Annotated in this window: 22 protein-coding genes; 1 reads left to right on the top strand and 21 read right to left on the bottom strand. The window is 64.8% G+C overall.

What is annotated here, in order from left to right:
* The first annotated feature begins 51 nt into the window (after nt 1-51).
* Nucleotides 52-1,275, top strand: coding sequence for a hypothetical protein (locus CH273_RS25860; protein WP_143546273.1), 1,224 nt, complete (start codon nt 52-54; stop codon nt 1,273-1,275).
* A gap of 60 nt (nt 1,276-1,335) precedes the next feature.
* Here the strand turns inward: CH273_RS25860 and CH273_RS25855 are convergent, their stop codons facing one another.
* The 21 genes from CH273_RS25855 to CH273_RS25755 all read right to left on the bottom strand — a co-directional run bounded on the left by CH273_RS25855 (nt 1,336) and on the right by CH273_RS25755 (nt 21,464).
* A complete protein-coding gene (locus CH273_RS25855) occupies nt 1,336-2,529 on the bottom strand; it encodes an SGNH/GDSL hydrolase family protein (protein WP_052049331.1) in 1,194 nt (397 codons plus the stop codon).
* A 1-nt stretch (nt 2,530) separates the two neighbouring features.
* Nucleotides 2,531-4,219 carry a hypothetical protein gene (locus CH273_RS25850; protein ID WP_032394488.1) on the bottom strand — a complete coding sequence of 563 codons (1,689 nt, stop codon included), beginning with the start codon at nt 4,217-4,219 and terminating at the stop codon, nt 2,531-2,533.
* Complete coding sequence (locus tag CH273_RS25845) at nt 4,216-4,482, bottom strand: hypothetical protein (RefSeq protein WP_032394489.1); 267 nt, start codon at nt 4,480-4,482, stop codon at nt 4,216-4,218. The genes CH273_RS25850 and CH273_RS25845 overlap by 4 nt, the downstream gene beginning before the upstream one ends.
* Before the next feature lie 11 nt (nt 4,483-4,493).
* The gene (locus CH273_RS25840; RefSeq protein WP_032394490.1) at nt 4,494-6,860 is read right to left on the bottom strand and encodes a hypothetical protein; all 2,367 of its coding nucleotides are present in this window, start codon (nt 6,858-6,860) and stop codon (nt 4,494-4,496) included.
* A 4-nt stretch (nt 6,861-6,864) separates the two neighbouring features.
* Nucleotides 6,865-7,923 (bottom strand): hypothetical protein, encoded by a 1,059-nt coding sequence (locus CH273_RS25835; protein ID WP_094638089.1) that lies wholly within the window; start codon nt 7,921-7,923, stop codon nt 6,865-6,867.
* A gap of 99 nt (nt 7,924-8,022) precedes the next feature.
* Nucleotides 8,023-8,334: a hypothetical protein gene (locus tag CH273_RS25830; protein WP_032394492.1), complete on the bottom strand. Its 312-nt coding sequence runs from the start codon at nt 8,332-8,334 to the stop codon at nt 8,023-8,025.
* Nucleotides 8,331-8,708 carry a hypothetical protein gene (locus CH273_RS25825; protein ID WP_179275553.1) on the bottom strand — a complete coding sequence of 126 codons (378 nt, stop codon included), beginning with the start codon at nt 8,706-8,708 and terminating at the stop codon, nt 8,331-8,333. Before CH273_RS25825 ends, CH273_RS25830 begins: the two co-directional genes overlap by 4 nt.
* 98 nt (nt 8,709-8,806) lie before the next feature.
* Nucleotides 8,807-9,226: a hypothetical protein gene (locus tag CH273_RS25820; RefSeq protein ID WP_052049333.1), complete on the bottom strand. Its 420-nt coding sequence runs from the start codon at nt 9,224-9,226 to the stop codon at nt 8,807-8,809.
* Nucleotides 9,223-9,702: a hypothetical protein gene (locus tag CH273_RS25815; RefSeq protein WP_032394493.1), complete on the bottom strand. Its 480-nt coding sequence runs from the start codon at nt 9,700-9,702 to the stop codon at nt 9,223-9,225. Before CH273_RS25815 ends, CH273_RS25820 begins: the two co-directional genes overlap by 4 nt.
* Nucleotides 9,702-10,538, bottom strand: coding sequence for a glycoside hydrolase family 19 protein (locus tag CH273_RS25810; protein WP_052049334.1), 837 nt, complete (start codon nt 10,536-10,538; stop codon nt 9,702-9,704). Before CH273_RS25810 ends, CH273_RS25815 begins: the two co-directional genes overlap by 1 nt.
* On the bottom strand, nt 10,523-10,834 hold the full coding sequence (locus CH273_RS25805; RefSeq protein ID WP_032394494.1) for a hypothetical protein: 312 nt from the start codon (nt 10,832-10,834) through the stop codon (nt 10,523-10,525). Before CH273_RS25805 ends, CH273_RS25810 begins: the two co-directional genes overlap by 16 nt.
* Nucleotides 10,831-11,442, bottom strand: a complete 612-nt coding sequence (locus tag CH273_RS25800; protein WP_052049335.1) for a C39 family peptidase — start codon at nt 11,440-11,442, stop codon at nt 10,831-10,833. The genes CH273_RS25805 and CH273_RS25800 overlap by 4 nt, the downstream gene beginning before the upstream one ends.
* Nucleotides 11,443-11,453: 11 nt before the next feature.
* A complete protein-coding gene (locus CH273_RS25795) occupies nt 11,454-13,049 on the bottom strand; it encodes a Gp37-like protein (protein ID WP_032394495.1) in 1,596 nt (531 codons plus the stop codon).
* A complete protein-coding gene (locus CH273_RS25790; RefSeq protein ID WP_032394496.1) occupies nt 13,046-13,915 on the bottom strand; it encodes a hypothetical protein in 870 nt (289 codons plus the stop codon). The genes CH273_RS25795 and CH273_RS25790 overlap by 4 nt, the downstream gene beginning before the upstream one ends.
* Nucleotides 13,912-18,765, bottom strand: a complete 4,854-nt coding sequence (locus CH273_RS28540; protein ID WP_052049336.1) for a phage tail tape measure protein — start codon at nt 18,763-18,765, stop codon at nt 13,912-13,914. The genes CH273_RS25790 and CH273_RS28540 overlap by 4 nt, the downstream gene beginning before the upstream one ends.
* Before the next feature lie 4 nt (nt 18,766-18,769).
* The gene (locus tag CH273_RS25780) at nt 18,770-19,138 is read right to left on the bottom strand and encodes a hypothetical protein (protein ID WP_052049337.1); all 369 of its coding nucleotides are present in this window, start codon (nt 19,136-19,138) and stop codon (nt 18,770-18,772) included.
* A gap of 80 nt (nt 19,139-19,218) precedes the next feature.
* Nucleotides 19,219-19,674: a hypothetical protein gene (locus CH273_RS25775; RefSeq protein WP_032394497.1), complete on the bottom strand. Its 456-nt coding sequence runs from the start codon at nt 19,672-19,674 to the stop codon at nt 19,219-19,221.
* Between the two features lie 45 nt (nt 19,675-19,719).
* Complete coding sequence (locus tag CH273_RS25770) at nt 19,720-20,280, bottom strand: hypothetical protein (protein ID WP_032394498.1); 561 nt, start codon at nt 20,278-20,280, stop codon at nt 19,720-19,722.
* 91 nt (nt 20,281-20,371) lie between these two features.
* Nucleotides 20,372-20,863, bottom strand: a complete 492-nt coding sequence (locus tag CH273_RS25765) for a hypothetical protein (protein WP_032394499.1) — start codon at nt 20,861-20,863, stop codon at nt 20,372-20,374.
* Entirely contained in the window at nt 20,860-21,162 is a 303-nt protein-coding gene (locus CH273_RS25760) for an HK97 gp10 family phage protein (RefSeq protein ID WP_032394500.1), read from the bottom strand. The genes CH273_RS25765 and CH273_RS25760 overlap by 4 nt, the downstream gene beginning before the upstream one ends.
* Entirely contained in the window at nt 21,162-21,464 is a 303-nt protein-coding gene (locus CH273_RS25755) for a hypothetical protein (RefSeq protein WP_032394501.1), read from the bottom strand. Before CH273_RS25755 ends, CH273_RS25760 begins: the two co-directional genes overlap by 1 nt.
* Nucleotides 21,465-21,477: the final 13 nt, after the last annotated feature.

Genomic DNA, 21,477 nt, shown 5'->3' with positions numbered 1-21,477 from the left:
AAGGTGCACCGACCATCCAGCGCGAATCTGACACTCGCCGCGACTGTCGCTGTGATCGCGATTCTTACTCTGATCCCAGTACTTCGACTGACGGGCGCAGACACCTCGCTACGGCTCCCCGTCCTCGCTCTCATCGCTATCGCGACGATCGGCGTCGTGATCAAAGATGGTGGCACCACACTGCACCCATCGACAGGTGTCGCCGGAACAGCGTTCCTGGTCGTCGGCTGCATCGCCAACCTTCGCGCCGACGACACGTACCAGTGGCTCGCGCTCGGATCGATGGTCGGCATCGCTGCCTCAGGCACGATCCTCGGCGCATCGCTGGTGCAGCACAACGTCGTCCGACCGGTGTTCCAGTGGGTAATCGGCATCGCGGCAGCCCAATGCGCCTATGCCGTCGTCGAGGTGATGGCCGGCATCGAGCCACTGTGGCGCGGGGCGCGGGTGATGCCAGACGGGGAGTCCGTTGCGATCCGATCCGAATTGATCGAGGGATTCGCCCGAGCGCAAGGAACGCTAGGGCACCCCCTCGTCCTCGCCGCGCTAGCGCTCATGGCGGTCACCTTGACGATTGCCACCGACGCAGTGCCGCGCCTACCTGCTCGCCTCTCCCTTCTGGCAGTGCTCACCGCCGGGATTCTGGCGTCCGGCAGTCGCAACGCAGTCATCGTTCTCGGTGCCCTCCTGCTGATCCTGTGGGGCGCACGGACCTGGACCGCCATGCTCGGTCGGGCAATGTTCTTCGGTATCCCGATCCTGCTCGTCGCAGCAATCCTCGGTTCCGAGCGCATCGCAGAGTTCTTTGACAGTGGTTCGTACTCGCACCGCGCCGGGGCCCTCGAGGTCGTGCCGAAGCTGTTCAACATTCGAGATTTCCCCACCCTCATGTTCGGTGACGGCAGTGCTTCGACACCTCGCCTGCAGAACGCCGGTCTCCTGCAGTCCGATCGCTTCATTGCCATCGACAACCAGTTCCTGCTGCTGTTCATTCAATACGGTCTCGCCGGAACACTGCTGGTCTCAGGCATACTCATCGCAGCCATCCGTCGAGACCGGGGCACGGCCCGTGTTGTGATCGGGGTGTGGCTCGCCCAGTTCTTCATCTTCGATGCGCTCGCATGGCCCAGCTCTGCGATGCTGTTGTGGCTGTCGGTCGGCATCGCAGCCTCTCTCAGGAAGGTCCACCATGTTCGAGAAGATCCGTCAGATGATCGCGAACGAGAAGCTTCGCCACGGTCGGTGCTTGGGCTGCGACACGATCTTGCGCGATGACGCGCAGTCGGGGGTGTGCAGCGAGGAGTGCGCCGCCGACTACGCGTCGAGCAACATCGTCTAGAGCTTCGTGACCGTTCCGCACGCGAACCGGTAGGTTCCGCCGCCCGCGATGGAAATCATCGGGCGGAGTTGGGTGTCTGCCGCCAGCCGCGTGTAGGGCGGGGTTTCCAGGACGCCGGAGCGCGCCATGTTTCCGTGGATCGGATCGCCGGAGCCCCCTGATACGTGCGATAGCTCGGACGGGAAGATCCCTGACGGCACGTTGAACTCCGCAGCCAGATACTGGGTGCCCGAGGTGGCGACCGCCTGCAATCCGGTCGCCTCGAACTCGACGGCGAAGATTGCAGTCTCGCCGGTCGCGACGGCAGGGTCACCGTTGCGGGACAGTGAGAACGTGCCTCCGTCCGGAACCACGACCTGCAACCATTTGCCTGGGATTCCATCTGTCCGGTCGACGAGACCGGAGATGTACGACGCATTGGATGCTGTCCATCCGGACGGTGCTGTTCCTGCCGCCGCGCCTTGAAATAGCCCCTGCGAGCTGAGCAAGTTCGTGGGGTCGACGGCGTGAACGCGGGACACGCGAATCAGTGGTGGGACCAGCGAGCGAAGCGTGTCAGCCAGCAGCTTGCCTGCTGTGCACGCGCCGATTCCCCGGAAGTGCGTGTTGTCGTCCATTGCGTAACCGGCAATCCAGTTGTCTGCGACGGCCGGGTCCGCAAGAACGCCGAAGTAGTCGACGACGATGACGTCGGGTTGCAGGTACGGGAGCTGGCGAATCCATCCGTTCAGTCCCATCGCATGAGCTCGTGATGCGGTGGTGCGTGTGTTGCGAGGCGGAATGGTTCCAACAAGGACTCGTGCGCCGATCTCGCGGCACTTGTCGATCATGGCGAGGATGTTCGCCTGAGTCGTGGCGAGGGGCACTGCGACGGCGGTGTCTCCCGCGTCGTTGGTTCCGGCGAGGATATGTACCCAGGCGGGGGCGAATGCTTTCACGTCGGCGTCGAATCGGGCGAGGATCTGCGTGCTGGTCTCGCCGCCGACGCCCGCGTTCTTCAGCGTGCGTAGTCGGTGGCCGAGCATGATATTCGCCCACGGCCAGAACGAGCCGGGCCGTGTCGACAGCGACCCGTTCGAGCCGTTGGCGGTGTTTGAGTCCCCCCACCACACGATGGTGGAGTTCTTCCGTGAACGGTAGGTCAGGGCAGCGGTCTTCGGGGACAGTGCTGGTGCGTCGAGTACGCCCATGTCAGCTCACCACAATCGCGGGTACGGCGGTGGCTGCACCGGCAGCGTTCCGCGTGATGGTCGGTTGGGTGTAGGTCTTCGTGGCGGGCGAGCCGTAGGTGATGCGGTATCCGTCGACAGCACCGGGGAATGCGCTCGACAGAGTTTCGGCCGTGAAGGTGCCTGGCGTGCCGTCCGGCCAGACCACAGCGGCACTCGTCACTGCCTGATTCGCATCGCGTGTGATGGCCCCCGAGATCAGCAGATCCGGGTTCTTCGCGAGCCGCTCGAAGGGAACATAACGAGTGTCAGCTTCCACCTTGTCGATGACCTGACGCGGCACACGAATCGGACCGGTGTCGGCCCACACATGCCGGAACGCCGCCAGATCGTCGGTATCGCCACCGGGAAGATACGACTCCCAGAACGCGAACCGACCCGCGTAGTCGACGACCCGCTGATCCTGCACCGTACGGCGCGAGCCATCCGGCAGATCGAACGTCGCCGTCGTGCCGTCGAGCCACGCCTGCATCTCGTACTCGGTCCGAGCATCGGCCGCCAACGCCGTCGCGTAGGTGCCGTTCGCGAGAACGGTCTGTCCCACACCGTGCAGCCACACCGTGAACGCCCACGCGGTCCGCGTGCTGAAGAAATGGCAGGCCATGTCGACGGTGATATTGCTCGGATCGATCAGACCGGTCGCGATCGCGATGCACGCCGTACCTCCGGCCGTCCGATTCCCGGACCCCGGGATGAACATGAACCGGCCCCCGATGCGCGTGACATTCGCTCCCAGATCCGGGGACCGGGTGTACGAGGCGCGGACACCGGAGCCGAGCGAGGTCAGCGTTCCCGACGCCACCGACGGCGCGACACCGGCGAACGTCGTCTGCTCCCCCGAATCCAGCACCGGAGCTGCACCATACGCATTCGCGCGGTCACCGAAGTATCCGTACACCTTCGGGATGGCATCGTCGCGCCGAGCGAAGAACGGAGCCTTCGACTCTGCGTACTGAGCATCGGCCTCGTCCTGTGTGAGGGCAGACTCCACCTTCGTGCGCACCGCCGGGGCGAGCTTGGCCGCGTCGATCGAATCGTCCGCGACCTCCCCGCTACCCGCAGGCAACGGAACAGGAACACCGACCGGCACCTGACCGCCCGGAGATCCCGGGGCCTCGCGGTAGAACTGGATCCCGTCCTCGACGATCTCCACACCGGAGATCGAGAACCCGGCCGGACCCTGCACCACACCGGTACCGGAGCCCGGCACGTTCACCGGCTGCACCGTCGTCAGATTCACGACCGTCGGATTGCGCCCCGCCACCAATTCGGCATCGGGATCGTAGACCGGGAGCACGAACGCGAACTGCTTACGCACCACCTGCGCACCGTTGAGCCGTAGATCGAACGAGGCCTGCCACTTCCAGTTCGTCGGATTGGTCGCCTCGTTCGGGGCCAGCAGCATCACGTACGGCAACCCACGATGAGTCAGCCGACCGTTGACGTAGGAGCACGTGATCGGCTGCACCGACAGCCACTTCGGCATCGTCGGCACACGAATTCCGCCGGCCGACTCGGCGAGCATCGGTTCGAGCTTGACCGTCCCGGTCAGCGCCACATCATCGGGCAGATCGTCGGAGTCGAGGCCGTCCATGACGAGACCACCGATCCAATCCTCCACACGCCCGTACTCCAACACCGGTGACGTCATGCCGATCCTTCCTGAGCTTCGATAGCGAGCACGGCCCCCGACTCGGGTTCCGGTTCGGGGACGATCTGACCTTCGAGAACGGGACCGATCCCGGCATACGGTTCGGCCTCGGGCACCACGAACACCGGCTCGTACGCGGGCAGCGGTTCCACCCGGCCCGCGAACGAGATGTCCGGTACATCGGTTCGGGTGATCACCAACATCTCGCCATCTCGGTGCGCGGTGTACTCGCACCCTTCCTCGTCGGTGAACACAGCTCGCATACGACCTGCTCCTATTCGGGGTCGGGGAGGTCCTGGGCCAGGATGTATTCCCAGCCACCGGAATTGAGGAAATCGGAACGGCTCAATCCGAGTTCGGTGTAGCGGTACGCCGACCCACGCGGAATCGCGTTCGACGAGTCGGGATAGGTGAGAACCGTTGTCCACGTATCGGTCCCGGTGAGCTTGAATACCGTGAACACATTGCCCTCGGCGCGCAGTTTGAAGACGTCGCCGGAGTTGACGGTGAAGTCCTGCGACGTCAGCACACCACCACCGAGCCACGGCCGATACGCCAATGTCACACCCGTGGAACGGACTTCGACATCGACATAGCTGCGGACGCGGAGATACGCAGGCCGCGCGGTCGGCGTCCGGATCTGCCCGGACACCTCGTGATTGTCACGCGCCATCTTGGCCGTGACCCGATACCGACGTCGACCGTTGTCGATCAGGCCGCTCGGTAGCATGATCGCACCCGAGACCACCACGGCCGCCGCGCCCTCCTGACGTGAGAGCGTCGGCGGAATCGAGCCCGAGGAGAAGTCCTCGAAATAGACGACCCGCTCGGGCAACGGCAGATTCGTCGGCTGCCCGATCCCGATCCACAACAGCGCCGCCGCCGACGGGAACGTCAGCGATGTCGATGCGATGACCGACTGTTCGGTGATCACCGACGACGAGATGATCCGATTCGCGATCTGAGGCGGATACAGCAGGCCCTCACGCGATATCGGTGCGTTGTTGATCTTGCCGACCAGCTGGCGCTGCGTGTTCGCCGGGCCGGGCTGATGAACAGCCAGCCACACCGACTCGTTCGCCTCGAACACCAACTCGTTCGGCAGGTTGTAGATCTGCTCCCCCGGACCGGTGATCGCCGCGGACTGGTCCGGCGACACATGCTCGATCAACACCGACCCGTCGTCCGGATTCATTCGTCCGATCAGGATGTAGAGCGGGTTCGGTGACGACGCAGGAATGCTGCCCAACGCGTACACGACCGAGCCACGACCACCGGACCACTGAACCCGAACGAACCCCGCCTCGACCGAGTTCTGCGGCGGAAGATACACCGGGTCCGCTTTGGTCACCGCGAAGCTGTCGTTGTGCCCATGAGGGTCGAGCGTGGTGTCACCCGTGCGGGTGCCGGTAGTGCCGCGGACGTGATCGTGAGTGCTCCACCCCGAACCGGACGTATTCGACACGCCGCCGGACAGACCGTTGACATCCCGGTCACGCGAGATCTGGTGGAACGTGCACTCGTGGTTGGTCATGCAGTGGTGGTACGGGACGACCGGGAGGCCTTTCTGCACACCGATGATCGCGGCCTGTACTGCGTTGACCTGCTGCTGCTGAGCGGCACCGATCGCTGCCGCAGCTGCCTCGGCCGCCGACGTCGCGGCCGCGGTCGCATCCTCGACGACCGTGCCGATCGCTTCCTGCGCACCCTGCGCCGCCTCGAGCGCCGCACCGGCATCGGCCTTCGCGTCCTCGATCGCCGTGAACTCGCTCCCGCGGATCGCGAAACCGGTCAGGCCTGCCGAGAATTCCGGTGTGGCACCGAAGAACCCGGTCCACGTCATGCAGGAGAACATCGAGAACTTGTGGTTCCCGTCGACCGGGAAGCCCGACACGTCGTCGTGGACGATCAGCTCGACGCCATCGACCACCACCACGTAGCGGGCGTCCTTCATCCGCAGCTCCGGAGTGGACGAAAGGCTGTAGGACCGTTCGTCGTTGGACTTCCACTGCGATCGGGTCATCGAGTTGCCCGACCGCGTGAAGCGGCCGAGCTCGCAGTGCCCGCCCCAGAAGTCGACGTACACGCCCTCGGTGCCGGCCGCGTTGCACCGGCCGTAGATGCTGGTACGCGCGCGGGTCGCGATCTTCCCCGACTTCGGGAGCGGGTGCACGATCGCGATCACCGAGTAGTTCGGCGACGATGCCGCCTGCGGGCACAGCGCATACCGGGTGCCGTCGTCGACCAGATTGAACGGGGCCGACTGGTTGAGCTGCGCGGCCTGGTCGATGATCTCCAACGGCTGCCCGTCGCCGAACTGCTGCCACACCGGAATCACGCCAGGGTTCGGTGACCCGAGAGACGAGGCGTTGATGCGGTTGAAGTTGTCGGAGTACTCAGCTCCCGCCGCCATCCGACCCTCGAGCGTCTGCACCCGCGCCGCCAGTCCCGCCGTCAGAACCTGCGCGGTGTACTCGCGGTCCTGCGCGTCCGGGGTGTTCTCGAAACCCTGGTCCCCCGCCAACACCTGACCGAGAGCGCGGAGCGTCTCGGAGTTGCCGATCTGGATACCGGTGGGCTTGTCCTGATCGCGACCGTTGTAGCCGATGTCCGGATTGTTCGGAGCGAAGTACTCGGGCACAGGCCTACACCGGAACCGGAATCGGGCGGACCCGCAAGTAGGCGCGTTCCTTACGCGTCTCGAGACGTGTCTGAGCCGTCGTCTCGATCTTGCGCGCGATCAGGAAGATGTTCACCGCGGTGTTCTTCGGCACGATCGTCGACGACGACGTCGGCACCGAGATCGTCTCCTCCGCCGCGCGGGAGAGCACACGCGGTATCCACTGATTCTGGAATGCAGTGATCGCGATCGCCGGACCACGCGCGAGCAACGGCCCAGACACCGCACCGAGGCGGCACTCCAAGTCGATGCGCACGTTCGCGGTGGTGAAGAACTCGACCATGCCGTCGACCTCCGGCTCCCATGCGAACGGCTGCGCCGGCATCGGCATCGTGACGATCGAGAGGTACTCCCCCGCCCACCCGTTGCCCGAGTTCACAGCCAGCCAGTCCTCAGCCGAGCCTGCCTTCTTGTAGACGCCGGGCGATTGGAAGATCTTGCGGGGACCCCACTTACCGTCCGCCCGCTTCGCCAGCACATCACCGGTGACCGCCGCGGTGTCGTCGTCCTCGTAGTCCGTCGCGGCCTCGACCGCAGCAGCAGGGCCGGGGACTGTCGACGGCGCGCCGGTGTCGCCCTTACGCAGCACGAAGTCAGCTGCGTACGCGCCCGGTGAGATCTCCTCGAATTCGACCGATCCGTTGCCCTCGGTCGTCGAGGTCACCGACCGCACCGTCAACGTCGGGACTGCGCCGGTGTCGCCCTTGTCGCCGAGGTAGTTGGTGAGTGTGTCGAACTTGACCGGTCCGCCCGGGTATTCCTCGACGACCATCTTCACGTCGCGGGACCCGTCGACACGCCAGCCGTGACCGATCCACTCCGGCGACAGGGTGCCGATCGCTGGGATGTCGGCCGGGATCTGTGCGCGGTGGATCTGCACCGGGGTGCCGTCACGGCCGGCGTCGCCGGGGTCGCCCTTGTAGGCGAGGACGTCGACGTCCATTTCGCCGCCCTCGATCTCGGCGAGACCGCGGCCCGTCGTGCGGATGTCCCACTGATCGTGGAGTCGCAGCTTCAGGGTCATCGGCAACTCAAAGTTGAAGCCAGCCATCGGGGACCTTTCTGGTGCACAGGAGACGGCACCGACACGTCGGCACCGGATTGAAAGCAGGAGTGGCTGACGTCAGCTCGTGGTCTGCCAGCGCTGGATCTCGCGGTGCCGCGCCAACGCCGCCGGCTGATCCATCGTCTGATCGATCAGCTGCAGAACGAGGTCCGAGAACGCGTCGCACTTGCGGTTACACAGCGCGAGCTCGGCCCGCACCGTAGCGAGTTGGTCGTCGGCGAACTTCACCGATCCCGCGTAGATGCCCTGCACGATCTGGTTCGTGTCCGCCGCATTGCGACGACGATCCTTCAGCCAGGACACCACCGAGGTGATCGCCGCGGCGAGTCCACCCGTGATGACGAGCTGGATCAGGGTTGCAAGGGTCATCGCCGCCTCTTCATCTGCGCAGACACTTCGCGCAACGTTTGGGTGATCTCGACGACCCTGAACCCGCAATAGATGCCGAAGCCGATCACCAACCACACCCCCGACGACGTCGGCGGGCCCGAGTTGTAATCGACGACGGACAGGACATAGACCAGACTCGACACGAACACCAGCACCGCGCCGAGCCGTTCGAGGTACAGCGAGATGGAGTAGTTCGAGCGGCCGACGGTGAGCGAGGCCGTGATCGCGCCGCCCCCGATCAGCTGCATCCACATGTATGCGACGTCCGTCCACTCGGGAGACTGCGTGGCCGTGACCGACCCCGGCACCTTTCCCGTGACCAGTTGGACCACACCGGAAATGGTGAGTGCCATAGCGAGGATGCGATACAACGGCCAAGACCCGGATACAACCCGGCGTCCACCGAGAACGAACGCCATCACGCGTTTCGATACCGCACCCACGCGCCCGCTCATCGCGACACCGCCGGGATCCGGACGGTCACGCGGAGCACCATCAGCACGCACAGCAACGTGTAGACGAGGACACCTGGCGCACCGAACGGATTGCCCGAGTTCACGACGTCGAACAGGAACGAGATCGCGAAGAACAGGAACCACAGGATCATCACTGCCGCGCCCGCCACCACAACCCGGTGACGGCTCGCAAGCTGCCCGGTCACCACGAGGACGCCGGCCACGATAGCCACGACGCCCCAGGATTGCGGTGCGTACGGGACAGTGAGCGCGGTCCCGTAGACGTGCGAGGGCCCGCTCCACAGCGCAGCACCGAAAGTGAACGTCAACGTGCCGTACCCGATTGCCAGAGCTCCCAGGACCACGGTCACCGATCGCGCGAAGAACAGCAGATCGGAGACCAACCGAGTGGTCACGAGACCTTCGGTGGTTTGATCCCGAACTTGTTCTGTACGTAGGCAATCCCGGACGCGAGCGCGGCCGAACCCGCCAGTGCACCGACAACCTTCCAGTCGTCCCAGGAGAAGATGTCAAAACTTCCCTGGGCGATGACCTGCACGACCGCATTGCCCGCCGCGACGAGCACCACGGCGAGCAGACCCTGGACCAGGGTGCGCAGCGCACGCGAGCGCGCCTGAGACTTGATCCATCCCACCGGGTCGAAGTCCCCATCCTCGGTGATCACCGGACCGCCCATCGGCAGTCCACCGAGATCGAACAGCGAGTCGAGCTTCGCGCGGCCCTCGGCCTCGATTCGCTCGAATGTTTCGTCGAGACGCGCACGGGCATCTGCGCCGGCCGCTTCGAGCTGTGCCACCGCACCCGCGAACGTGGCCGATACCTGCTCGACGACACGTTCGGTGATCAGATCGACCACATTTCTGTCGGCCATCACTTTCCCTTTTCGTACTCGTACGGTGCAGGATTCTCGACTTTCAGTGCGGACAGAACCGCATCGAGTTTCAGCTCGACGCGCTTGAGCTGTTCGACCTCGAAGTTGCCGATCTGAATCACACGGCCGACGCCATCGACGAGGCTTCGCTTCTTCTGGGTGTGGTCGCCTAGTTGCTCCCAGCCGCGCCGTTGTCCGTCGACTTCCTTGCGTCCCAGCAACTGCTCTTCGATGTTCTCCGCTGCACCTGCCATGTCATCCTCCTGGGGTAGGAGCGCATCACCGAGTTTCAGTGCGCGCGTGTAGCGGGACTGCCTGTCCGGCATCCCGTTCGGTGTTTGGACCCAGCCGTTCACGCATCGTGAGACTGAGAGAATGTCGCCCGCATCCGCGAAAGCGTTGATCTCACCGCGGCGCGGCCCACCGTTGAGCCAGTACCACGACGCTGCGAGGAATCCCCATCGCGGTTCCTCGACGAGCTCGGGGCGGTTGACGAACAGCTCGGAGTCGGTGACGTATCCGGCGGCCTTGCACCATTCGCCGAATCGCCGGTAGTTCCCCTGCCACGTGAGCTGAATCGGTCCGCGGCCGCGGTACCTGGTGCGATCCCACGTCCACGTCGGGTTCGTCTCCTCGATCTCTGCCATGTAGCGCAAGCCCGATGACTCGTGGCCGATCTGGCTACACCACGCCGCAGCCCGGAGGACGGTGTCGATCTGCGCGGCGCGCATCGCTTCCTCGAAATGCGGCAGGTACGCGGCGATGGTGGCGTCGGAAACGTAGGTCTCCTGCATCGCCGCCCGGAGCGTCTGAGCATCCATCAGCAGGGCTCCCATCGTCCGTTAGTGAGGAAGCCGTGGAATCCGCAGTCGCACAGGATGGACGCGCGGATCGTCAACCGATCCGGTGTATGCCTGTTGGTGTAGTCCCAGTTCTCGTTTGTCCGCCCATTGGGGCCGGGATGCGGGCCGCGAGGCGTAGCCAGCTCGTTCGCACATGGATGCCAGAACCAGATGCCATCGAGTTGCGTGCAAGCCTCGTCGCGGTAATAGGGCGTGTAGTGCATCCCGTGTCCGGCGTCGTACTTACCGCCGTCGTCGAGGGTGCTGCCCTCGGGCAGATAGGCGCTCATCGGCGTGGGCCCATAAACTGCTCTTCGATCCGAGCCCACGCCGCATCATCCTCGGGGGCAACAGGTGCGACGTTCGGTGTGGCCGTGTACCCCTTACCCGCGATGCACGACGCCAACTGATCGACCGACATCCAATACTGGTACGGCCGGAAGCCCGAGTCGGCGACGAACACCTCGCGGGTATCGGCATTGAAACCGACAACCGTGAAGTAGTGGTAGACCGTCCCCCCGCCGTACGCGGGCTTCTCGCCGCGAGTACCGCGCGGGTAGTTCGACGGCGGCACAACGACGTTAACGACCACCGCGTAACCACCGAGGATCGACGACCGTATGTCCGACCACAGCAACTCGCGCTGTACAGGTGTCGCATCGTTGCCGGGGATCTGCCGAGTGACGTAGTCGGCGTCGACGTTCCGGTTCAGCAGGTCGGTGATCAGCCCGATGTGGTTCGTGCCGTTACGGGTAGTCCCCAATTGACGAGCGAGATCCGTTTCCGTCGACCCGATCCCCCGCACATCGAGTGCTACCTGCGTGGACGCGGGGCCGCACCAGTAGCCGGTCTCCTGCGGAATGATCGAGACATTATGGGGCAGAACAATGTCCGGCATAGTGCGTGCTCCTAGTTCGTTGCGAGGGTCATGGCGTTGAACATCGAGAACAGGCGTTTGAACCGTTCCTGGTTGCGCTGCTGCGGAGACTTCTCCGGCTCGTCGTCACCGATCACCGAGTCGACCAGAACGCGGTCCTCGCGGGTGTCGACGACCTCGATCGACTCCACCCGGTCGGTGAACATCTCGCCCTCGTCCTCCCACCCGACGAGATGCCCGATATCGAAGTCACGGAACGCTGCGTGCGGGGCCCAATCGATGATCGAGACCTTGCCGCGCCGCTTTCCGGCGATGTCGAAGATTCCCTGATCGGCGCGTTGCTTGGAGGAGAACGTGTATCCGGCCGAGCCGCCGTTGACGAACTTCTCCGGACGAGCCAGCGGGCCGAGCTCGCGCTTGGCCTTGTAGTTCGTGGCTTTCATGAACGCGAGAAACACGTCGTCGAGGATCGTCGACAGGGCACCGGCGACCGCGCCGATGATCCCGCCCAGCCCGCCGATCGGAATCGACAACGCTGTCAGAGCCGCGGTGGCCAACGCGATGATCCCCTGCTCGATTGCGAGCTGGAGCAACTTGTTCAGCCAGGTGGGTGATTTTCCGCCCACGATGACCGAATATGCCTGGGGGTGAGTCACTTCCAACGTGGCGTCGATGATGCCCGGCGAGTCCTCCGTCCAGATGCACGACGGGATTTCGGTCTGCTTGAGGTGCTTCGAGATCTGCTCGGCCAAGCCCGGGAGGAAGCCGCCGATCAACGAGTCGACACCGTCGGCGATCATCTGGGCGATGGTGTTCGCCAGACCGTCGAGCGGTGCGACACCGGTGTTGATGCCGCCGGACTTCGGTCGATCGACCACCCGCATCCACACCTGCGAGGACAGCAGTGTCACCCGATCGGAGGGCTGCTTGTCGCGACCCTTGATGAAGAAGCCCATCTCGATCATGACGTCCGAGTCCTTGAGGACCGGATCGAACAGTTCCTCGAGCGAGACCATGCGGGCCTGCATCGTCGTCCACTCCGAGCGGTCGGAGAAGAAGTCGTACGGCAGCATGGTGACCGGGCATTGTCCGGTGCGGAAGCGAAGTCGGAAGAAGTTGCGTTCCGAGTACCAGTGAATGCCGCCCTTGAGGGGTCCGACGAACAGGTCCTCCGGCGGGAACTGGACCTCCTCGAACCCGGGGATCGGCATCGGGTAGGCGAAGATGCACGAGAGGAAGATCTTCGAGTCCACCAGGGTGACGGTGATCGTCTTGTTTCCCTTGATGCCCTTGCGGACTGCGGTGTCGACGAATCCGTCGTAGTGCTCGTCGTTGTAGGTGATCCGCACGGGGATGACGGTGGTGTCCGCCTTCATCAGCAGATCAGCGAACTCGGTCGACCCCGGCAACAGCAGCTTCGCCGGACCCACGCCGCGGCGCTGCTTCTTGAATCGTGCCTCGCCGTAGTCGGTGACCATCCCCAACGGCACCAACTGCGGGGTGAAGACCTCCACACTGAACTCGGCCGCCGACCCGCGACGCGGCGGCTCGTCGAGCAACTCACGCCATGCCGCGGCCGACCACGAATCGAGAGGAACGTTGACGGGGTCCATCACCGGTGCGGTCAAAACGGCCTCCGTGATTTCGGTTCGATCGTGAACACCGCCGACGACGCGGCATTGCCACCGATGCACTTGAGACGCGACATGTCCATCCGCCGACGACCCGGTATCGCGTTGTCCTTGAGGAAGCGCTGACCGCCCATGTCGCCGTAGAAGTTGTTGCGCATGTTGGACTTCGGGCGCACCGACATGTCGGTGTGAATGACCACCACCTCGCCGGGCTTCAGGTTCGGTGTGGTCACCACCTTGTCGCTCACACCGTCCGGGAGCTGAAAGACACCCGGTCCCTTGATGGTGATCACCGGCATTGCCTTGCGGTCACCGGAATTGTAGAGCGACTTCTTTGTCACCGGTTGACCGTTCGCCCACGCGAACTCCTCCGGCAGGCCCAACCACCACGACTTCTCGACCACGACCGGGATCAGATACGGCTGGAAGCCCTCGAATACCGGGTCGACCTCGTGCTCGACCGACGGCATGGCGTCGAGACGGAAGTCGCAATATTTCACTCCACGAGGGGAATTGACGTAGAGCCGGGACTGGAACTCGTACCAGATGTCGGACCAGAAACCATCCTCGACCTTGTGGATGTGCGAGCCGTGGATCTTGTGGACGTGCACCGGGATCTTGAAACGCCGCGGCTCGATCACCGCACCCAGCCAGATCGCTCCGTCGCCGCGGGCGGTCTCGAACCATTGGTGCTTGGCTTCCGGTTCGACGTAATCGGCCCAGCCACCGGCGAGCACCACCCCGCCGGACTGACGTCCGACGAGGTGGTGTTCGGACAGATACCAGGCCCGTTCCGGAAGATCGGCTGCTGCGCCGGGCCCTGCGATCACCACATTGGCGGTGCCCTCCGGAAAGAACGTCACGACTCCCCTAACCGAACACTGTTCGAGCGCCACTCGTCTTCGTGGCGCGCCTGACGGATACCGCGTTCCACCTCGTGACGGTCGAATCCGTTGTTGTTCACCGTGATCGGTCGAGCCTCCCGACGTTCCGGAGCGGACCGCTGCGGTGCCATCCGCTCCGCACGTGCCAACGCCAACTCCTGCGCCACCGACGTGCGCATCGAACCGGTCAACACTTCCTCGGTCTGACCCGACAGATTCAGACCGAGCTCACCGTGCTTCCACAGACCACCGGTGTCGAACAACTTCGGCGTCGGCGTCACCATCCCCTTCGCCAACAGTTCGATCCAGTCCGGAGTGCCCGGAGTGGCCGGCAACTGATTGGCGAGTTCGCCTTCGGTCGCAGGCTTGGCAGTGTCGAGCAACCTGGCGTTGTCCTCCAGATGCTGCTTCTGCATCTCCGCCAGACCCGACACCAAGGCCACACCGGCCTTCGCGAGCGGGCCCATGTTGTCGGCCTCGTAGTAGCCGAGGACATCCGCGATGTTCTCGGTCACGAAATCGCCGACGATCCCGCCGAGCGCCGACGACCACTGATCGGCCGTCGTCAACGCACCCGTGCCCGATCCCGAAGCACCACTGACGGATTGATTGGCAGCCGAGTTCCGTGCACGCTGCAGCGCACGGTCGGCAGCGGCCTTCTCCTCCGGAGTCGACTCCGGATCGGCGTAGACCTCGTTGCGGCGAGCGTTGGCCTCGACGACCGCAGCCTGAGCGTCCTGCGCCGACAACTCCTCGTCGGACAGATTGGTCGTCAGGTCCGGAGCCTGCGGAGCCGGAGGCTCATTCAACCCGCGAGCCGCCGCGTCCTTCTTCGCCTCGAGATCCTTGACCTTCTGCTTCGCCCGCTCGACCTTCGACCGAGCCTGGTCCTTGTCGGCGTCGGACTTCTTCGGATTGCCCAGCGCCGCCGCGAGATCCTCCTCGGCCTGCCTGATCGCGATGCGAGCCGAATCGAGGGCCAGCTCGTCCTTCTCCGCCCACGTCGCCTTCTTCGATCGCGAACCACCGGACGTGCTGTACGCGCTCGCAGAATCCAGACCGCCGATCCCCGCGGTACCCGGCGCACCGGACGTCGCCGGATCGTACGGAGGAGCGAATAGTTCCCACGGTAGGTAGTACTGGTTGGTGAACTGCGCATCGAACGCGCCCGCAGCACCGCCACCCATCTGCATGTTTCCGTTCGCGCCACCGGACTCGAAGTTGACGCCGTCGATCGTGGCCGCCATGTGCTCCTCGTTGGTGCCCACGACGAACGGGCCCGTCGTACCCGGCACCAAACCCGGCCATTCGCCGGCCAGCAACGAATACGTCGTGCCCAAACGGCCCGACTCGCCCTGCCCCATCGCGGCCTTCTGCAGGATCGCAACCCAGCCCGAGCAGTCCGCCGCCGACACCGACGCGGCACCCCAGCCGTACGGGTTACCGTTGCCGCGCCGACCGAGATCGAACACCCGATCCAGTGCCCCACCCTCAGCGAATCCCGGCAGAGCGAGGTTCCCATTGAGCAGGTCCTCCATCGGCAGAGCATTGGTGTCGAGCATCTGCCGGAACCGGTAGACGTTCTCCTGCCCGCCCATCGCCTGCACGTCACCGGCGTCGAGGACATGCTCGCCCGTCGAGCCACGCCACGCACCGAACCCGGGCGTGTACATGAGCATCGAATCCGACGTCGACGTCCCCGGACCGACCAACGCGCCACCGGTCGCACGACCGGGCAGTTGCGACACCAGGTCGGCGTACGCAGCATCGGACATACCGAACTGCCGCTGCGCACGCCGTTCCTCGACAGTGAACGTCACCACCGCAGTGCGCGGCCGCGTGGCGTTGTCCGCCTGCTCGTTGATCGCACGGATCGCATCGAGGGCCTGCTGGTTCGGCGCGGTGATCCGAACGATGCCGGGCCTGCCGTTGATGTCGGACTCGATGGTTCCACCGACGTCGAGAATCTTGCGCTTCGCGTCGTCGGTGAGCGCATCGATTGGAATGTCGACCGGTTGCCCCACCGCGCCGAGCAGACCGCTGAGAATGGCGATCTGCTGCTCGACGGTGTCCGCGCCTCGCAGGCTTGCGAGCAGTTCGATGTTCTTCGGGATCAGGCCCTCGGCCTCGATCATGCGCTGCAGGTCCTGGACCGCGACGCCGGTCGAGATCGACAACTGTTGCAGCTGAGCATCGTTCGACGCCCAGATCGGCCCCATATCGGCACCGGCTTCGGCAGCGGTGATCGTCGCGTCTTTGATCGCCAGCAACGAATCCCGCAGACGCGAACCATTGGACGACGCCGTGTTGACGGCACCGCCCTGCCCGATCAGTTCAGCGCCCCACCCCTGCGCTGCATCCCAGACGTCCTTCGTGGCCTCGGCTGTAGCCCGAACCTGATCGTTGTACGTCTGCAGCGCATCCGAGAGGGGGATCGGTTTGCCCGACAACACATCCAGCGCGGTCTTCATCGCGTTGATGCGGTCCGTTGCCGACGATGACTCGTCTGACAACACCTTCACCGCATCGCGGAGATCGAAGAAGCCCGGTGTGGTGTTCTGAGCAGTCTCGCGAGCTTTGACGAATTCCTCACGGAGAGGCTGCAATACGGCCAGCGCTTCCGATCCACCGTCGTCGATACCGCGGAGGCTGTTGGCGATCGCGTTGTACTCTGCGTCGGAACCCGAGAGTGCCGCAGCGACTTCCTGGTTGGTCTTACCGAGGTTCCGGAATCCGGACTCGGTCTTCGCTCCCTGCTCGGCCAGGTCCTCCTGCGCACGCATTGCGTCGGTGCCGGCCTCGGCGACACCGGAGAACCAGCCCTTGATGTCACTACCGGCAGCAGCGAAGATCCCGAACGCGCCCGGCCCGTTCTCCGCCAGCGTGTTGGCCTTCTCGCGAACCGAATCGATCTGCATGCCAACGGCACCCAGAACGTTGTCCGACACCGCGCCCTGCGACTCCTGGAAGGCCTTCGCCACATCGCGTTGCGCGGCAGCCACATCGGCCGACGACTTGTCGATCGACTCCTGCTGCGCATCGAGAGCCGCGTACTCGGACGAGATCTTCCCGACGGCGAACGTCGCGGCCATGATCCCGACCATCCACGGACCACCGAGGACACCGATCGCACCCTTGGCTGCGGACGTCATGCCGCGCAGGCCAGCGACAGCGGAGCCGCCGATCACGCCACCGAACTGAGCCGCACGAGCCGCACCGTTGCGTAGCGCCGACGTCAGCGCGCCGGACTGGCCGGCGGCCGCGCGCTGCTGGTTCGCGAACTCGCGGGTGCGAGCAGTGACACCGCGGTAACCCTCGGCCATGTTCCGGATCGCGGGCGAGCGGCGTTCCAACGTGGCGAGGCCGGCCGCCAGTTCGGAGAGCGGCTCCGCGTTCTCCTCGAGTGCGCCCGCGAGATCCTCTGCATCACCGGTCAGGGCAGAGATCGGGTTCGCGGTGTCGGTATCCGAGATCCCGGACAGCGCCTGCTCCATCTGCAGGTCGCCCATCTCACGGCGAAAGTCCGAGATCGAGTCGCGCCAGCCGCCGATCCGCTCACCGATCGAGTCGTCGAGACCGGAGATCTTCAGCGCACCCAGACCGACGGCCACAGCCTGAACCGGCCCGGGCAGTTCGGTGAACGCACTCACCAGATCGCCGACGAACCCCGCCACTGGGGCCATCGCCTGGCCTGCGGATTCCAGACCGCTGATCAGGCCAGGGGTGGTGTTCGTGACGAACTCGGCACCCTTGGTGATCAGACCCTCGAGCGGACCGTCCACCAGGTCGTACACACCCAGTGCGAGAGTCTCGGCGGCATTGCCCGCGGACGCCATCGCACCCGGTAGACCCTTCGTCTTCGCAGCCGCGACCTCCGCCGCCGCACCCTGCCGCTCGACCGCGGTACGCATGCTGTCGTACCCGGCCTGCCCCTGCTCGGCAGCGACACCGGCCAGACGCATCGCGTCCGAACCGAACAGCGTTGCGGTCGCCGCCTGATACAGCTCCGGCGACATCGACGCAGCAGCCTCGTCGAGCTGACGGAACAACTCCGACATACCGACGAACTGTCCCTGCGCGTTGTAGACGGTGAGACCGAGATCCTCGATCGCGCCCTGCGCCGGGTTCGACTGATCGGTCAGTGCCAACAGGGTCGACTTCAGCAAGGTGCCTGCGTCGGAGCCCTGGATACCCGCGTTCGCCAGGACGCCGAGGGTGGCCGCGGTGTCCTCGATCGACATGCCGAACTGGTTGGCCACCGCTCCCGACTGTGCCAGACCCATTGCGACGTCTGTGATCTCGGCCGACGAGGCGTTCGCCGAGTTCGCCAGTACGTCCGATACCGTGGCCGCGTAGTCGGCGTTGAGACCGAACGATTGCAGCGCCTGCGACTGAATCGTCGCGGCCGACGCGGCATCGATCTGCGCGGCCGCCGCCAACTGCAGCGTGCCCTTCGCGGCATCCATGGACTGCTGAACCGAGAACCCACCCTTGGCGAGCTCGGTCATCGCCGCTGCAGCATCCGACGCCGACGTTCCCGGCAGGGAGATGTCGTTGCCGAGTGCCTTCGCGCGATCGCCCGCGGCAGACATCTGGGACTCGGTCGCCCGCGTCACCGCCTGCAGGGTGTTCATCGTGGTCGTGTAGTCGTTGCCGATGTCGATGACTTCTTTGACACCGGCCGCGACGGCCGCGCCACCGATGGCCAACCCCATCGCGCTACCGAACGCCTTCGCCTGAGTCATCGCAGGCGCGAGTTCACGCTGCAGATCGCCCGGTGCGTTGCGTGCGTTGACTGCAACTTCGACGTCTATCCGACCACCGGGCACGAGATCACCTCTTTCGCATTCTCAGAACTTCGGCCAAGGTGAGCTTTCGATCGGACTGCGGAGCCGAATACCGTTGCACCGCTTCGGTGTACTGCTTGATGTAGATCTCTTGCAGCTCCTGACGACGGAGAGCGATCGGAGCAATCAGCGGATGCGGTGACGGCTTGATTCCGCGGCGCTTCCGATCGGCCGCGGCCGCTTTGACCTCGGGATCGTTCGGGTCCGTGGTCCACTGCGAGTACAGCGAATCGAGCTCGAAGTTGTCGCGGTCGAGGAGCATTGCGATGTTCTCGTCCGTGCGACCCTGCTGATCGTCCCGTGCGAGTGCGTATTCGACCAGCGCGGCGAGGTCCGCGCAGAGCATCGATTCCATGGCCTCGCGGAGATCGAGGTGGCAGTGCGCCCGCACCGCGGCGAGTGCTGCGTCCCAACCTTCCTCATCGTCGAGGGTGGCTAGGACGCCAAGAATTTCCCCGACAGACTCATCAGGCCGGCGATCTTGTAGATCGTGGCGAACAGCTTGTCCGACTCCGGCATCGACAGCACACCGAGGTCCTTCCACAGCTGCTTCGGGTCGCCCTCCGTGAGAACGACGCCGAGGATCTGGTCCGCGACATCCTCGCCCGTCGTACGCATCAGCTTGAAGAACTTGCGCACGGTCTTGGCCGAGTACCGTCGCCCGATCATGTACTCGACACCGTCGAACACGATCGGCACCGGGCGGTAGTCGTTCCACTCGATCGGCAACTTGACCGGCGGACCGCCGACCGCGAGGACCGATTCGAGGTCGAACGGTTCCCGACGTTCTTCCGTGTCGTGGGTGGTGTCCTCTTCGGGCTGAGGCGGAGCCCCCGCCTCGTCGGTGTCGACGGGGCGGGGGTCCTTGTTCTTGCTCTTGTTCTCTGGCATGTGAATTCGAGTTCCTTACCTTACCTAGCCGGGTGGGATGTGGAATCAGGGAGCGAGCGGGTTGGCGTCGCCGCCCTCACGGACCTCGTTCAGCGCGATCAGCTCGAACTCCCAACCGTCGAGGTCCTCGCCCTTGAACGAGCGCGGGGGCGGGGTGCCGAGGCGGGTACGTTCGCAGTAGAACCACGCGTTGGCGGTGATGTCACGGCAAACTGCGAGCACGGCGAATTCCTCGCCGTTGCCCTTCTTGTACTCGTAGTTGCCGGTGCTGAGCTCGATGACCTCGCCACCCTCGAGCATCGTCAGGAACGTGGCCTTCGAGCGGTCCGTCGCCTTGAACTTCAGCGTGTCGTCGCGGGGCGAGGACGTCACACCGTAGGCGGACTTGCGGAAGTTCATCACTCGGTGCTTCTTGATGTCCTGCGAGGGCGTCATATCGAAGCCCATCTGGAGACCACCGAACGGATCCCATGCCACGCCGGGCGCTGTGCCGGTGACTGGGTTGTCGGCGAACGGATTCGCGGGGAGCAGGGTACCGGCGGGTGCCCGGTAGAAGTCGCAGTCGAGGTAGACGACTGCAAGGTTCGGATCGGCGTGGTTGCTCACGGGTGATTCCTTTCAGCGTTTCGGCCCACGTCCGTGAGCTCGATGTTTGGGTCCGGCCCGGGGCGCATGCCAGTACACCCCGGACCGGAGTTCACGCCCACCAGAAAGTGGGGTGTTCTCGGACGGTGACGGTCAATTCGACGCGCACCGTCTGGCGGTAGAGCGGCATGTTCTCACCGCGGGACTTGTCGATCTGGGGGCCGATACCGGGACCGTCCACCCATCGGCCGTTCCACGAGCAATTCCGGAACTGCCGGGCGGTCGTGTGACCAATGATCTCCCCACACAGACCAGCGAGATCCCATGCAACTTCCTCGGGATCAGCGTTGATCGGGTACGGCTCGGCCCGAAGAATGGCCGGCGGCGGAGCGAACACGTCGATCTGTACGAACGGCTTTCGCAGCATCGGGTCATCACCCCGATTGCCAGCGCCGCGGATCACGATGAACGGCCGGACGATGTCCTCGGGAATGTCACGAGTGGTGATCAAGCTCAGAGGAACATGTTCGGTGAGATCGCCGTCCGCCTGCAGCGCTTCACGAACGGCACCGGGAGCGAACGGGATTCGCACCTTCGGCGTCATCGCGGAGTCCAGCCGGAGTACTTACCGTGCGCGCGAGCCGCATCGGTCATCACCGCCGCCGGCGGAGTATCGAGAGTGCCGTACTCGATGTAGCTGGCGTCGTCGGCCGCGTTCACCGCGAACACCCGCCTACCCTCGTACTCCACCAGGAACTCCGACTGGAAGTAGCCGGTGTCGACCGGGGCAGCTGCGCGCGCCTCGTCGACGATCTCCGTCGCGATTGCGATGCGACCCTCGATCGTTGTCGCAGTGACCTGCTCGCGTACCTGCCCCGGAAAGATGGTCAGGCGAGCAGACATCAGGACGACTTGGGCGCGGCGGCCTTCGGCGGACCGGCAGGCCGACCACCCGGTGTCGAGGTCAGCTCGGCGGGAGCCGCGGGAACGGGTGCGTCGGTCTTGGCGACGTCGGCGTCCCCGCCCTGGTCTGCGTCGGCGTCGGGCTCGGCGGCCGCAGCAGTCTTGCTCTCCTTCAGCTTTTCCTCGGCCAGGTGCGCCTTGTGAGCGAACGTGCCCTCGGCGGCGTGGTGCTTGCGCCCCTCGTCGTCGGTCCACTCGATGATCGGCTGAGCGGACGGCTCGGTGTTTTCGGTATCGGCCATGGTGGTCAATCTC

Source organism: Rhodococcus sp. 05-339-2, from assembly GCF_002258965.1.
Lineage (GTDB): Bacteria > Actinomycetota > Actinomycetes > Mycobacteriales > Mycobacteriaceae > Rhodococcoides.
Note: the sequence above shows the minus strand (reverse complement) of the source record. Positions and strands in the feature narration are given on the sequence as shown.

What these genes read in the sequence shown, in the direction of transcription:
- CH273_RS25845 (WP_032394489.1), bottom strand. Translation starts at nt 4,482, where the DNA reads ATGCGAGCTGTGTTCACCGACGAGGAAGGGTGCGAGTACACCGCGCAC.
- CH273_RS25810 (WP_052049334.1), bottom strand. Translation starts at nt 10,538, where the DNA reads ATGGGAGCCCTGCTGATGGATGCTCAGACGCTCCGGGCGGCGATGCAG.
- CH273_RS25805 (WP_032394494.1), bottom strand. Translation starts at nt 10,834, where the DNA reads ATGAGCGCCTATCTGCCCGAGGGCAGCACCCTCGACGACGGCGGTAAG.
- CH273_RS25780 (WP_052049337.1), bottom strand. Translation starts at nt 19,138, where the DNA reads ATGGAATCGATGCTCTGCGCGGACCTCGCCGCGCTGGTCGAATACGCA.
- CH273_RS25800 (WP_052049335.1), bottom strand. Translation starts at nt 11,442, where the DNA reads ATGCCGGACATTGTTCTGCCCCATAATGTCTCGATCATTCCGCAGGAG.
- CH273_RS25830 (WP_032394492.1), bottom strand. Translation starts at nt 8,334, where the DNA reads ATGACCCTTGCAACCCTGATCCAGCTCGTCATCACGGGTGGACTCGCC.
- CH273_RS25815 (WP_032394493.1), bottom strand. Translation starts at nt 9,702, where the DNA reads ATGGCCGACAGAAATGTGGTCGATCTGATCACCGAACGTGTCGTCGAG.
- CH273_RS25825 (WP_179275553.1), bottom strand. Translation starts at nt 8,708, where the DNA reads ATGGCACTCACCATTTCCGGTGTGGTCCAACTGGTCACGGGAAAGGTG.
- CH273_RS25765 (WP_032394499.1), bottom strand. Translation starts at nt 20,863, where the DNA reads ATGACGCCGAAGGTGCGAATCCCGTTCGCTCCCGGTGCCGTTCGTGAA.
- CH273_RS25855 (WP_052049331.1), bottom strand. Translation starts at nt 2,529, where the DNA reads ATGGGCGTACTCGACGCACCAGCACTGTCCCCGAAGACCGCTGCCCTG.
- CH273_RS25850 (WP_032394488.1), bottom strand. Translation starts at nt 4,219, where the DNA reads ATGACGTCACCGGTGTTGGAGTACGGGCGTGTGGAGGATTGGATCGGT.
- CH273_RS25835 (WP_094638089.1), bottom strand. Translation starts at nt 7,923, where the DNA reads ATGACCCTGAAGCTGCGACTCCACGATCAGTGGGACATCCGCACGACG.
- CH273_RS25760 (WP_032394500.1), bottom strand. Translation starts at nt 21,162, where the DNA reads ATGTCTGCTCGCCTGACCATCTTTCCGGGGCAGGTACGCGAGCAGGTC.
- CH273_RS25755 (WP_032394501.1), bottom strand. Translation starts at nt 21,464, where the DNA reads ATGGCCGATACCGAAAACACCGAGCCGTCCGCTCAGCCGATCATCGAG.
- CH273_RS25775 (WP_032394497.1), bottom strand. Translation starts at nt 19,674, where the DNA reads ATGCCAGAGAACAAGAGCAAGAACAAGGACCCCCGCCCCGTCGACACC.